General features: G+C 30.5%; 16 protein-coding genes. 7 read left to right on the forward strand and 9 right to left on the reverse strand.

Translation table 11 applies throughout. The annotated features are described in order from the left end of the window. The gene (locus GQF29_RS14110) at positions 1-1,347 is read left to right on the forward strand and encodes a HAMP domain-containing sensor histidine kinase (RefSeq protein WP_017143824.1); all 1,347 of its coding nucleotides are present in this window, start codon (positions 1-3) and stop codon (positions 1,345-1,347) included. 13 nt (positions 1,348-1,360) lie between these two features. Here GQF29_RS14110 and GQF29_RS14115 read toward each other — a convergent pair whose 3' ends face one another. The 8 genes from GQF29_RS14115 to GQF29_RS14150 form a co-directional block, all read right to left on the reverse strand. After that, on the reverse strand, positions 1,361-1,696 hold the full coding sequence (locus GQF29_RS14115; protein ID WP_008790525.1) for a hypothetical protein: 336 nt from the start codon (positions 1,694-1,696) through the stop codon (positions 1,361-1,363). An 88-nt stretch (positions 1,697-1,784) separates the two neighbouring features. Further along, entirely contained in the window at positions 1,785-4,145 is a 2,361-nt protein-coding gene (locus GQF29_RS14120; RefSeq protein WP_008790524.1) for an ABC transporter permease, read from the reverse strand. Positions 4,146-4,147: 2 nt separating this feature from the next. Continuing rightward, complete coding sequence (locus tag GQF29_RS14125; RefSeq protein WP_008790523.1) at positions 4,148-4,906, reverse strand: ABC transporter ATP-binding protein; 759 nt, start codon at positions 4,904-4,906, stop codon at positions 4,148-4,150. A gap of 88 nt (positions 4,907-4,994) precedes the next feature. Beyond that, the gene (locus GQF29_RS14130) at positions 4,995-6,272 is read right to left on the reverse strand and encodes a HAMP domain-containing sensor histidine kinase (RefSeq protein ID WP_008790522.1); all 1,278 of its coding nucleotides are present in this window, start codon (positions 6,270-6,272) and stop codon (positions 4,995-4,997) included. Beyond that, positions 6,269-6,949, reverse strand: a complete 681-nt coding sequence (locus GQF29_RS14135; protein WP_008790521.1) for a response regulator transcription factor — start codon at positions 6,947-6,949, stop codon at positions 6,269-6,271. The genes GQF29_RS14130 and GQF29_RS14135 overlap by 4 nt, the downstream gene beginning before the upstream one ends. Positions 6,950-7,062: 113 nt before the next feature. Next, complete coding sequence (locus GQF29_RS14140) at positions 7,063-7,980, reverse strand: SPFH domain-containing protein (protein WP_008790520.1); 918 nt, start codon at positions 7,978-7,980, stop codon at positions 7,063-7,065. Next, complete coding sequence (locus tag GQF29_RS14145) at positions 7,977-8,429, reverse strand: NfeD family protein (protein WP_008790519.1); 453 nt, start codon at positions 8,427-8,429, stop codon at positions 7,977-7,979. Before GQF29_RS14145 ends, GQF29_RS14140 begins: the two co-directional genes overlap by 4 nt. Before the next feature lie 12 nt (positions 8,430-8,441). After that, entirely contained in the window at positions 8,442-8,807 is a 366-nt protein-coding gene (locus GQF29_RS14150; RefSeq protein ID WP_008790518.1) for a hypothetical protein, read from the reverse strand. Between the two features lie 132 nt (positions 8,808-8,939). On the opposite strand from GQF29_RS14150, the gene GQF29_RS14155 reads away from it, so the two are divergent. The 6 genes from GQF29_RS14155 (at position 8,940) to GQF29_RS14180 (ending at position 12,866) form a co-directional block, all read left to right on the forward strand. Beyond that, on the forward strand, positions 8,940-9,380 hold the full coding sequence (locus GQF29_RS14155; RefSeq protein ID WP_017143823.1) for a hypothetical protein: 441 nt from the start codon (positions 8,940-8,942) through the stop codon (positions 9,378-9,380). 1 nt (position 9,381) lies between these two features. After that, positions 9,382-9,804 (forward strand): hypothetical protein, encoded by a 423-nt coding sequence (locus GQF29_RS14160; protein WP_008790516.1) that lies wholly within the window; start codon positions 9,382-9,384, stop codon positions 9,802-9,804. Positions 9,805-9,818: 14 nt separating this feature from the next. Next, positions 9,819-10,520: a purine-nucleoside phosphorylase gene (deoD, locus tag GQF29_RS14165; RefSeq protein ID WP_008790515.1), complete on the forward strand. Its 702-nt coding sequence runs from the start codon at positions 9,819-9,821 to the stop codon at positions 10,518-10,520. Beyond that, positions 10,520-11,137, forward strand: a complete 618-nt coding sequence (locus GQF29_RS14170; protein ID WP_008790514.1) for an HAD family hydrolase — start codon at positions 10,520-10,522, stop codon at positions 11,135-11,137. The genes deoD and GQF29_RS14170 overlap by 1 nt, the downstream gene beginning before the upstream one ends. A gap of 40 nt (positions 11,138-11,177) precedes the next feature. After that, the gene (locus GQF29_RS18995; RefSeq protein ID WP_008790513.1) at positions 11,178-12,011 is read left to right on the forward strand and encodes a GNAT family N-acetyltransferase; all 834 of its coding nucleotides are present in this window, start codon (positions 11,178-11,180) and stop codon (positions 12,009-12,011) included. Between the two features lie 381 nt (positions 12,012-12,392). After that, positions 12,393-12,866, forward strand: coding sequence for a pyridoxamine 5'-phosphate oxidase family protein (locus tag GQF29_RS14180; RefSeq protein ID WP_008790512.1), 474 nt, complete (start codon positions 12,393-12,395; stop codon positions 12,864-12,866). Between the two features lie 263 nt (positions 12,867-13,129). Here the strand turns inward: GQF29_RS14180 and GQF29_RS14185 are convergent, their stop codons facing one another. Beyond that, on the reverse strand, positions 13,130-13,546 hold the full coding sequence (locus GQF29_RS14185) for a pyridoxamine 5'-phosphate oxidase family protein (protein WP_008790511.1): 417 nt from the start codon (positions 13,544-13,546) through the stop codon (positions 13,130-13,132). Between the last annotated feature and the right edge of the window lie 36 nt (positions 13,547-13,582).

The following is a 13,582-nucleotide window of genomic DNA, read 5'->3' on the forward strand; positions in this document are numbered from 1 at the left end:
ATGCGTGAAAAAATTTCAAAACTAAACTTTCTAAAAAAACTTTCACTTGTTCAACAGCTGATTGTTGTTTTGAGTTTTGTTGGTTTGCTGCTTGTGGCTGTTATGATGCCTTTGGTTGATTATAACTTAAGTTCTATTATTGATAGTCAAATGTATGAAACATTAAGTATCTCTCAGTATGCGGTTATTAATGATTCTTATATGCCAAATAAACAAGCAAAGCAAACGTATCATATTATTTATAACAGTTCTACTCAGATATTTGAAAAATCAAATATTGTTTCTGAAAATTTTGTTTTAGAACTTTATCAGGATCTTTTTGGAAAAGACTTACAACAACTGGTTAATACATCCCACTCTAAAGTTAAGAATAAAGGAACTTTTGGTAATGAAACATTTTATTATATGATTACAAGATATTCTCAAGATTCACAATATTATTTAATATCTATTGTCAATAGTGATTATTCTAATGATTTAATTACTTCTTTAAGAAATCAAATTATTTATATTCAGTATGGATTCTTTGTTATTTTTGCAATTATGATGATTTTATGGGTTTTGACATTGATCAATCCATTAAAGAAAATAAAGAATTATATTGATAATATTAAAAATAGAAAAAATGATGAACTCTTTATAGATAGAGAAGATGAAATTGGAATTGTATCTCAGGCGTTGGTAGAAATGAAAGAAGATCTTGAGAGACAAGAAAGCATTAAAGAAGAAATGATTCATAATATCTCACATGATTTAAAAACACCAATTGCTTTGATTCAAACATATGGTCAAAGTGTTAAGGATGATATTTATCCTTATGGTGATAAAAATAGTTCTATGGATATTATTTTAGAGAATGCTGAGCGATTAGAACATAAAGTGAAGTCGTTCTTATATTTAAATAGACTGGATTATCTACAAGGTGAGAATAATGAATTAGGAACATTTGATATGAAACAATTGATTGAAAAGATTGTCAATCAAATGGATGCTTTAAAACCAGAATTAACCTTAAAAACAGATTTAGAAGATGTATGTTTTATTGGTGATGAAGAACATTGGCGTGTTGCAATTGAAAATATCATTGAAAATGCAACACGATATGCAAAGACTGAAATACATATTATTCTTAAGGAAAAATATTTAGAGATTTATAATGATGGCGACCATATTGATCAAGAAACTTTACCTTTTTTATTTAATCCTTATGTTAAAGGTGTGAAAGGTCAATTTGGATTAGGACTTTCAATTGTCAGTAAGATTTCATCAATGTTTGGATATCAGGTTCATGCAGTTAATCAAGAAACAGGAGTCAGTTTTATATTTAGGAAAAAAACAGCATTATAAGGTGCTGTTTTTTTTATGAATAATCTTTCAATTGTTTTGATACAGCAAATGTCACAAAGATATTTAAAATGATTTCTGATGACATAAAAATAGAAACTATTGCACCTTCAGGACCTAATATTTGTAGAGTCAATGCATAAAAGAGTGTTCCTAACCACATCACTATAAAACCGACTTTCTTTTGTTGAGTTAATAAATAATATCCAAAGATAATTGTCATCCCACAAATGGCTCTTAGGATATTAAAGAATGAAAAATAATTTGTTAAACTGACTATTATAGAAACACCCATAATAACCATAGCAATATATATAAACATTGTTGTAGAATTTGTTGTCTTTGAACTCATAATATCTTTCCTCCTTTGTTCTTATTATACCTCATTTGAAAGTAAAAAAATAGATTCAGCATATGTCTTGCTCAATCTATTTGAAATATCAATGGCTCATTAATGAATATGGAGTTATTTTACGAATGCGTAAAGCAACAAAAATGGAAATAATAAAACCAAAGAAAATAATTATAAAGTTTAAAATCAGAAATATGGCTGGTATGATTTCAAAATTAACTTTCATAATGCCAATACTTGAAAATAATAAACTTAAGATAGGATTTATTGTATAATAAGCAGTTATAGAACCTAATAACGATCCTATGAGCAGAGCAGGCAATAAACTTAAGGCATTCTGTAAAACCAGTTGAGAAGTTGTATACCCTAATGCTTTTTGAATTCCCAGATGCTTTTTTCTGCGTGTTAATGAAGTCTTCATAACAAGATATAATGTTAAAGCGATAATAACAGCAGTTACAAAAGCAATAACAATGACTAACATACTCACAATTTCACGGTATGTTCCCATCGAAGCTGTAATGGTTTTCATATTATTCACAACACTGATAAATGTATCAGGGTATTTATCTTTAATCATCTGAATAAAGTCATCAATATTTATGTTATCATTTAAATAAACATTAAGAGTTGATTGTTGATGATAAGGAGACAATGCTTGATAAGCATCATTTGTCATTGCGGCATCATGTCCCATAAAGTTAGAACCTTGAATTAAACCTGTAATCAAATACTCTTGCTGGTTGTCACCTTTAATTAAAGTAATTGTATCACCAATCTGCTTATGAAATGATTGTGATAAGAGTCCTCCAATAGCAACTTCGTTTGTATGTTTTGGGAATCTTCCTTGATAAAGTATATCTTGATTATCATAATTGGCATAATCCTCAGTTGCATAACAAATAACAGATGCGCCTTCATCAGTTTTTAAATATTCAATATTATAATCAATAACCTTTCTTACTTCAGGGAATGTTTCTAATAAAACTTTTGTTTGCATTAAATGGGCAGGATTTTTGATATAAAGTTGTACATCAAAAAGTTCTCCAACAGTATATTCTAAAAATTTATCAAATTTAACTGAAATATTATCATACATTGCACTTGCAAACAGAGCGGCAAAGCTAATACTAGCAACAATCATTCCAACAAAAAGATTTTGTTTAAAACTTTGAACGAACGTTTTTCCAGCAAGTAAAATATGCAAATTCCCAGGAAAAGAATCAAGTGGGAAAATATTATGTTTGAAGTTATGGGTTGATAAACCGCTACGTAGTGCTTGAATTGGTTGAAGATGTCTTGCCTTTTGTGCCGAAAAAAGTGCAACACAGATAGTTAAGACAAGTAATAAACTGATAGTTAATGATGATGAAAATATATCAAATCCTTGATTCCAAATAATTCCTGTTTGAATAGCAAACATTTGCGAAAGAAGAGGTAAGAGTGCATAGGAACAGATAATTCCAAGAAATGAACCAATTATCGTTATTATTAAAAATTGAAGAAGAAGTGATTTTACAATATCTTTACCAGTATAACCAATGGCTTTAAGAGCACCAATATTTTGCATATCTTCTTCAATTGAATGACTGATTCTAAATTTAATGACAATGACTGAGATACTGGCTAATATAAATGCAAATGCAATGATTAATAATGATCCAATTGATGATGTGATTGTTCTGGCCATTTTAATTGTATCATAGAAAACACAATCATAGAGTGTAGTTGAGCGATTGACATCAGGAGTATGTTTGGTTGTATACACTTCAGCTAAAGAAGGGTCAGTGAGTTGAATGTGATACATGTAGGCATCTAAAGTATGAGTAAATGCCTTAGATAATTGTTGGTATTGAGCATCTTCTAAAATCAATCCTGTTGTTGTGGAATTAAGGGTTGCTAACATTGTTTCTTCATAGAATCCCGCAACTTGGTATGAAAACTTTTCTTCTTGACCATCATTTGAAAATACTCTTAAATGAAATGTATCACCTAATTCATAGTTTCCACCAGTCTTAAAAAGATAAGGTAAATAAATCGGATTATTATAAGATGTCTTAGATTTCTCTACATAAGAGATTTGACTGATTTGATGCTTTGATTGAGCATTCATAATAGCAAATTGCTTAGTGGTCTCGTCTTGATTATATTGACATTCACCAGATAAATACAAAATAGACTGTTTTTCTATTTGAGAAGATAATTTATCAGTATAGAGCTTTTGTTCAAATGAACTGATATATTTGGGGTCTTTTTTTTGTAGGGCAATAATGACATCAGCACTATTGAGATCTTTTGCTCTTTGATCAAATGACTGATTATAATGAAGACCAACCATTAATCCTAGATTCATTAAAATACCAGCAAGAATAATTATCAATAAAAGTGAAAGTGATTGCCCTTTGTTTTTGTGTAAATGGGACTTGGTTAAAAGCCAAATATATGTCATCATTACCACCCCATCTCAATCAGAAAGGATGTTAAAAGCTCATGGCGTTTTTGATTATTGGGTTGATATGGTCCTAAATGACATTCTCCACGAATGACACCATCTTGTAAATAGAGAATCCGATTCCCTCGGCGAGCTGATTGTAAATCATGAGTCACCATAATAATACTTTGACCTAATTGATTGACTTTTGTTAAGGTATTTAAAACATCAGTACTAGAAGCTGAATTTAATTGACCAGTTGGTTCATCAGCGAAAATGATTTCAGGTTGATTAATCAAAGCACGAACTATACCTGCACGTTGTGCTTCACCACCAGAAAGCTGGGATGAAAACTGTGACCAGCAGCTTTTTGGTAAACCAACTGATTTAAATAATTGGATAGCACGATTTAAAATGTCTTTGCGATTATGTGAAAGCAGTAATCCTGCTGCCATAACATTATCCATAACGCTCATTGTATCAAGTAAATAAATTTGTTGAAAAACAAAACCACAATGCTGTCTTCTAAAAATCGCCAATTGATCATTACTTAAATCAGAAATGATTTTATTTGAAAATTGAATTGTTCCAAGGGTTGGTTTATCCATTCCAGATAAAGCATATAATAATGTTGATTTCCCAGCCCCTGAAGGTCCCATAATGACAGTAAAATCCCCTCTATAAATATTTAAATCTAAGTTCTTTAAAATATGTTGTTGATTTCCCTGACTAGAGAATGTTTTACATAGCTTTTGAGTTGAAAGTATAATTTCATTCATCTTATATATTCCTTTCTGTCTATTGACATATTCACTCTATCATAGAAAATCCTTATTTGTCTTTGTTCAATTCTTAACAGTTTCTTAATTATGATGCTAAAGGTAATGATAAAACTAAAGAGAGACCATGCATTGATTCTACAGCCTTCATATCACCATGCATTTGTTTCATGAAATAGTGTGAGATATAGAGACCTAAACCACTGCCGCTCTTTTTCTGACTATTACTGCCACGATAAAATTTTTCAAATAAAAGGGGAAGTTCATCTTTTTTTATTCCTAATCCATTATCAGAAATGAATATAACGAAATGATTTTTTTTAAATTCAAAGGATATATCAATTTGGGATGCTTCATATTTATAAGAATTACTTAAGAGATTATCAAAGACCTGCTGTAAACGAATGGCATCATAACTTATTAAACACTCAGGAATAGATTGGATATGTGTCATATTTTGATAATCAGAATTTTTAATTATTTGATAAATTTCTTGGCTTTGATGAAGAGTAGGGGTAACTTTGAGTTCCTGTAATTCCTCTAAAGAAGCATGAAATAAATCTGAAATCAATTGATTAATTTGATTCGCTTTATCATGAATAATTTGCAATTGTTGTTTTTCTTTACTACTTGTTGATGTAACACTCATGAGTTCGGATACAGCTTGAATAGAAGCAACTGGTGTCTTAATATCATGACTTAGCTTAGCAACCAATTCTTTTTTACTTTGATTTGCTTGTTGTTCATGCAAACGTGCTATTTTTAATTCTTCACGCATTAAATCAAAACTTTCACTAAAAGCACCAAATATATTTTGACGGTCCATAGTGAGTGGGAAATCTAAATCTCCATGAGCAACCCGTGATGCAAATTCTTTGAGTTTTTGAAATGGTTGAAAGATAATATACTGGAGATATCTAAAATATCCAAGTACAAGAATAATCTCTAAAATAGTCATAATTGAAATAATCCAACTTGTTTTTTGTTGGTTTATGAGTGACTGAGAGTTTATAGGATTATGTATAATCAATTGACCAAGATATTGATCTTGATTTTGAATATTGATAATAGTCTCACGCTGAGCAAGTGAGTGTTGAGAACTGATGAAAAATTCTGCATTAGTTGTATATAAAATCTCTTCTTGTTTATTAATAATAGTAAAATCAAGTGTATGATCCTGATCAGGGTTGTTAAAAGATTGTGTCATTGATAATGTTTGCCATTGTTGTAAAGCAGACTGCTTAATATCATTGATCAAAACAGTATCTAAGGGTTGATTATCCTGCAAAGAGTAAATTTGAATAAGCAAAAAAGCCTGAAGGCTTATGAAAAAGATGATCATCAATAGTGTCACTTTCTTTTTCATGATAGCTGCTCCACGAATGTATATCCTACACCCCAGATTGTTTGAATCATGATGGGTGAATCAGGATTTTCTTCGATCTTTTCTCTTAAATGACGAATATGAACATTTAAAGTTCCATCACTTGTAAAGTGATCCCTCCATACATTATTAAAGATTTCTTCTTTTGTAAGAACTTTATTTCTATTTTCAATGAGATAACATAAGAGTCTATATTCCAAAGTTTTTAATTTTATAGGCTGACCATGAATGCTTACTTTTTGAGCAGAGAAATCTATATATAAATGCCGATTCTCATAGATATGTGAAGTTTTTGTTCCATAACGGTTCAATGTCACTTTCACTTTTGCAAGTAAAATATGAAGTGAATATGGTTTGCGAATATAATCATCTCCACCAATATGGAGAGCTAATAAAATATCATCATCACTTTGTCTAGCACTAATAAAAAGAATAGGAATCTGTGTTGTTTTTCTGAGAGCTTGACACAAATCAAAACCGGAAGTCTCACCTAAATTAATATCAAGTAATATTAAATCAACAGTATTATTTTTTAAGAATTCTATACAATCTCTTGCATTAAAGACAGCAACAGTTTTTACATCAAACAGATTAAAATATTCAGTTGTACTTTGAGCTAGAGGAACCTCATCATCAACAATTAAACAATCATAATGCATAATTTCTCATCCTCTCTTTCTTCATCATTGTATCCATTTCATCTTTATCTGTCAATCGACTTAAACGACTAATAAAAACAGAGACTCAATTTGAATCTCTGTTAAACATTCTGTTATCCTTTTTTCTTTGGATCTTTAGCAATTTCAGCAATTGATGTAATTGTACTTGCCAATCCTTGAATATCACTAGGAATAATAATCTTTGTTGCCTCACCTTCAGCAACTTTTTCTAAAGCTTTGAAACCTTCTAATGTGACATAAGCTTGAGCAGGTGCTGCATCATTAATATAAGCAATACCTTTTGCCTGAGCTTCATAAACAAGTCTTAATGCTTCTGCTTCACCTGTTGCACGAGCAATTTGGGCTTCTTTTTCTGCGTTGGCTTCAAGAATCATAGATTCTTTTTTACCTTCTGCAGTTAAGATGGCTGCAGTTTTTTTACCTTCTGCCTGTAAGATAGCCTCACGTCTTTCACGTTCAGCACGCATTTGTTTTTCCATTGCTTCTTGAATATCACGAGGAGGAATAATATTTTTCACTTCCACACGGTGTACTTTAATTCCCCAAGGATCTGTTGCTTCATCAAGAATAGAGCGCATTCTTGAATTAATAATATCTCTTGAAGTTAATGTTTCATCTAATTCAAGGTCTCCAATAATATTACGAAGTGTTGTTGCTGTTAAGTTCTCAATAGCATTTAATGGTCTTACAACTCCATAAGTAAATAATTTTGGATCAGTAATCTGAAAATAAACAACTGTATCAATTTGCATTGTCACGTTATCTTTTGTAATAACAGGTTGTGGTGCAAAATCAATAACTTGTTCTTTTAATGACACCTTATTAGAAATTCTATCTAATAAAGGAATCAAAATGTGTAAACCAACATTGCATGTACGATTATAAGCACCAATTCTTTCTACAACGTATGCATAAGATTGAGGAACAATACGAATTGTTCTTGCAATCACAATAATAGCAATAATCACCAAAATAACTATCCATAAATAATTTGTAATAAAATCTATCATAATCCATCATCTCCCGATTCTCTATTTATTTTTTTAACAATCACATGAGCACCTTCAATAGAAACAATTTCAGCATATTCACCTGCTTGAATTGTCATATTGTTTAAACTTGTAGCCATCCATAAAGTCCCCATAACTTTGACTTCGCCTTTATTATCTGCTGTAATTGTTTCTGTGACTAAACAATGTTTTCCAATAACTCTATCAAGATTTGTTTTAATAGTATTACCACGTAAATATTTTTTAGCCAATGGTCTTGTTACAAAAATACAAACAATTGAAATAATTGTAAATAGTACAATTTGTAGCGTTTGATCTAAACCAAAGAACTCGCCAATTAATGCAGCAATGGCACCTAAGCCAAACCAAATACTCACTAAATCAACTGTAATAGCTTCTACAATAATAGCAATAACTAAGACAATTGTCCATACGAACGTAATTGACATTGATTTCCCTCCTTATAGTTGTACTATCATTATAGCATGTACAACATCATATGTGGCTTTGTATTTATAACACTGGTTTTCACTAAAATCGAATTTAAATTCTTGACTTAGGTCATAGACAAACGATTTGTTGGAGATTCTACCATAACTCTTTCCTAATGAAATGCGATGGAGTTGACTAGCAGGATAGATATTGTCATCTAATTCTTGCTTGGTCACAGGTTTAATTCCTATTTGTCTTGTTTTTTTATCTATTCCTAACAAGACATAGTTGACATCTTCAAAATGAGCACATGCTGCTTTATTTAATGTTAAATTTGTTTCATATACAGTCACTGTCATTGTTGCAATATCATTTGTAGACCATTCAAAGTTCATTCTCTCGCCCTCCTTAATACCATTATATTATTAAAATTATTTTTTTGCAACAAAATTAGATAAATTTTATACTTTCATCAGGTATACTTTCAAATAAAGATAGTTTATAATAAAGAAGCAAAGGAGATTATGATGAAGAAAAAGATTTTACTATTATTATCTGTCTTATTGTTATGGGGTTGTCAATCAACGCCAATACCAACCAAAACTTTAAAACAAAAAACAACGCTTTCTTTCTTCTATGTAGAAACATGTTCACAATGTAAAGCCTTTAAGAAAGAAGCGATTCCGTATTTAGAAAAAATGTATGGTGATTCATTAGTTATACAACTCTATGATTTAGATGATGAAAAAACTGAACCTATTTATGATAAAGTGATAGATTCACTACAGGATTTTGATCAGGAATTTTATAAAAAAGGACCTTTCTATGCTGTTGAAGGTTATTTTGCAACTGTAGGATATACATCAGGTGATGAAGAAGAACTTGCTAAAGATATAGAAAAAGCTGTGAATCATGAAGAATTAGGATATGAATTAGAGGCTTATCGTTTCTTGTATAAGGAATCTTAAAATGAAGAAATTATTTTTAGCATTCCTTATTTTATTAACAGGATGTCAAAAGCAACCGCAGTATTATTTATATGTATATTATTCTCAAACTTGTCCAATGTGTAAATCATTTATTCATGTTGTCATACCACAACTGGAAGAAGAGTATGGTCAAAGTATGAAGATTACTAAAATGGATATTGATGAAGATGCATCAGTTGAAGCTTATGCAAAAACCTGTAGTTTATTAAAAGATTACTATGTTGATGAAGATGCTGGAAGCGTTCCGTTTATTGTTTTAGATGGTTATTTTGCAAAAGTTGGATATGATATAGGAACAGATCAAGAGATGATAGATGCAATTCATCAAGCGATTGCTGGTGAAGAGATCTCATCAGAATTAAAAGATGTTTATTATTTTCAAGAAGGAAAGACATTTCATTAAGGAGGAAATTTAATATGTCAACACCACACAATCAAGCCCAAATGGGAGATATTGCTAAAACTGTATTAATGCCAGGAGATCCATTGCGTGCAAAATTTCTAGCAGAAACTTATTTGGAAGATGTCAAACAATTTAATACCGTGAGAAATATGTTAGGATATACTGGCACATATCAAGGTAAACAAGTTTCTATTATGGGTTCTGGTATGGGACAACCATCAATTGGAATTTATTCACACGAATTATTTACACAATATGGTGTTGAAGCCATTATTCGTATTGGTTCTTGTGGTTCTTTACAAAAAAATGTTCATTTGCGTGATATTATTATTGCCCAAGGAAGTTGTACTGACAGCAATTTTGCTCATCAATATGAACTACCTGGAACATTTTCAGCAATTAGTTCTTATGACTTGCTTGAACAAGCAGTTGTGAAAGCAAAGGAAAAAGGCTTAAATTACCATGTTGGAAATGTGATTGCATCTGATATTTTTTATCATGCTGATCAGGGATCAGCACAGAAATGGGCTTCGATGGGGTGCTTAGGAGTTGAAATGGAATCTTATGCATTGTTTGCGACTGCAGCACATTTGGATAAGAAAGCCCTGACTTTGTTAACTGTTTCTGATTCATTGGTGACACAGGAAGAAACAACTGCTGAAGAAAGAGAAAAAACCTTTACAGCCATGATGGAAATTGCATTGGAGATTGCTTAATGATAAAGAAAGTGGCATTGTTTGATTTTGATAATACCGTTGCAAGTGGAAATACGATAACCAGATTGCTTCAGTATGATATACGTAAGCATCCTTGGCATTGTATATTCTTAATTCAAATGGCTTTCTATTATGGTTTATATCTTATTCATTTGTCATCATTTGAAAAAGCCAAATCAGCCTTGTTATTTCCTGTTCGTTATATGAGTGATCAGGAATTTGAGGATTTTTATCATCAACATGTTGAGATATATTACTATCCACAAGTTGTTGCAGAAATGCAAAGTAAAAAAGATGAGGGTTATGTTGTGATTTTGTGCACTGCTTCTAGTGAAGTCTATATGAAGTATAATCAACTGCCTATTGATCAGTTGATTGGTACAAGAACAAGACGCATTGGAAATCATGAAACATCTGAAATTATAGGTAAAAATTGTAAGGGGAAAGAAAAGATTAATCGGATTAAAGAGTATCTAAAGAATCAGGATATTGAAATTGATTATGAAAATTCATATGGTTATTCTGATTCTAATGATGATATTCCTATGTTATCATTAGTCAAACATAAAAAAAGAGTCTTATTAAAGACTGGTGAAATGATAGAATTTAAAGAATAAGACGTTTATCGTCTTTTTCTTATGGAAAGAGAGAGAAAAGATGTTAAAAAATTTAAAATTAGAACTTGCAAGTTTAGATGACCTAGAAGATATTGCTCATATTTATGAAGATATCCATACTGATTTAGAACAGACAGTGAATTATCCAAGATGGCCTAAAGGAATTTATCCAACAATTCACTCTGCAAAGCAAGCCATTGAAAAACAAGAAATGTTTGTATTAAAAGATCAGAACCAAACGATTGGAAGTGTTATTCTCAATCATCAACAGGACTTAGGGTATGAAGACGCAAATTGGCTTGTTAATGCTAAAGAAAGTGAAGTTATGGTTATTCACACTTTGGCAATTGCTCCATTATACAAAGGTCAGGGTTATGCAGGTATAATGATCCGTTTTATCAAAGATATTGCTAAACGATGTCACTGTTTAGCATTACGCTTAGATTTAACACAAGGAAATTTACCAGCACGTTATTTATATCAGAGACACGGGTTTTATTTTACAGGGATAGCTGATTTGCATCGTCAAGAGGATGGGATTGATTATTGTGAAATGTTTGAATATGATTTGACATCACCTAGAGATCAGTTAGAGATGATAGAAAAGATTGTTGATGATTTTGTGAGTGAACGTGATTGGCATCAGTATCATACAGCTGATAATTTATCAAAATCAATTATTATTGAAGCAGCTGAACTCTTAGAATGTTTTCAATGGGAAGATGAGTATAACTTTGAACATGCCTGTGAAGAATTGGCAGATGTCTTTATCTATTGTTTTCAATTATCTGCCTTTTTAAAAGTTGATATCAAAAAGATGATTTCTAATAAAATGAAAAAAAACATTAAAAAATACCCAGTTGGAAAGTGTTAATTTTGATATGAAAATTACATTATTTTATTTGTGTTGACTATAAACTAAATTCAAGACCAAATATACACTTTAATATTGAAGTGTTTTTTGGATGAATATAATCGATTTCATTTGTAAAATAGAAAATGAATGACGCTATCTTTTTTCAATGTATAATTTTTTATATCATAATAAAAACAATTTTAATTTATGCTATAATGAATGTATAGTATAGAAAATAACAGTCTCTAATGGCTAGATGAAGATTTTATAGCAGAAGGTGATAACAAAAATAACAACGAGAGTGGTAAATGGCTCTATTATGTAATATCCTCTTGTGGAGGTGTTTTATTAAAAATTTAAGGTGAGTTAGAAAAATCAAACGATAACAAGGAGAAAAATATGAGAAGAAAAGATAGAGAAATCACTGATTTTAATGAAATAATTGATATTATTAAAAAATGTGATGTTTGTAGAATTGCATTAAACGATGATGAATATCCATATGTTGTTCCACTCAATTTTGGTTTGGATGTACAAGGAAATCAGGTATTTTTTTATTTCCATGCTGCTATGGAAGGGAAAAAGTTGGATTTAATAGCAAAGGATAATCGTGCAACATTTGAAATGGATTGTGATCATAATTTTATTCTATATGAAGAAAGAATGAGTTGTACTATGGGATATGCAAGTGTTATTGGACATGGAACTATAGAAATTGTTGCGGATGAAGATAAATATGAATCATTAAAAATTTTAATGCGCCAATATCATGCAGAAGATTTTAAATTTAATACAGATATGATGAAAGTCACGACTGTATTGAAAATGACAGTGACAGATATGTTAGGAAAGAGAAGAAATAATATACATTAGTTGACTTTAAAATAATAAGAATCAATAAAGGGATATGTGAAGGAAATTATGAAATGAAGACAAATATGGTATTTATACTTTCCATAACAGTATTATTGATATTTAATATTTAACTTTCGTTTGTTTAATATCATCGAATATGAAGAGATATCACTAGGTTTGCATTTTGCTATCTTGATATGTATAACATAAATGAACCACATTATTTAGACGTACAAATAATCGTGGTTCATTTCGAGATTGTCTCTTTAATTATGTATAGATTAGATATCAAAATCTTCAGATTTGAAATGACTGTAAAATCTTCCTTGTGTTGCTGTGAAACGAAGAACACAATAGTCTGGATCAGTAACACCTTCAGGGTAATACATTGTATCACCATCTTGCCATATAAGTTCTTTACTTTGTGCATCTTCTAAAACTTCCATTGTTCCTTTGAGCATAACGCCTCTAAAGAATCGTTTGTCACAAAAATAGATACACGCTTTGGGATCCTTTCTATATTGTGCAACTCTTCTTGAAGAAGTATTGGTTGTAAAATAAAAAATCTTAATTCCTTCTCTTATACGTGGTGGTAACATGGCTTTGGTATTAGGGAAACCTTCTTCATCAATTGAACTGATAAAAGCAACACTTTGCTTATCTATTAAATTCCCGATTGTTTTTTCTGCATCTCTCATAAATATACCTCCTTTTTTTATTATAGGATGTTTAAG

The organism is Coprobacillus cateniformis (assembly GCF_009767585.1).
Lineage (GTDB): Bacteria > Bacillota_I > Bacilli_A > Erysipelotrichales > Coprobacillaceae > Coprobacillus > Coprobacillus cateniformis.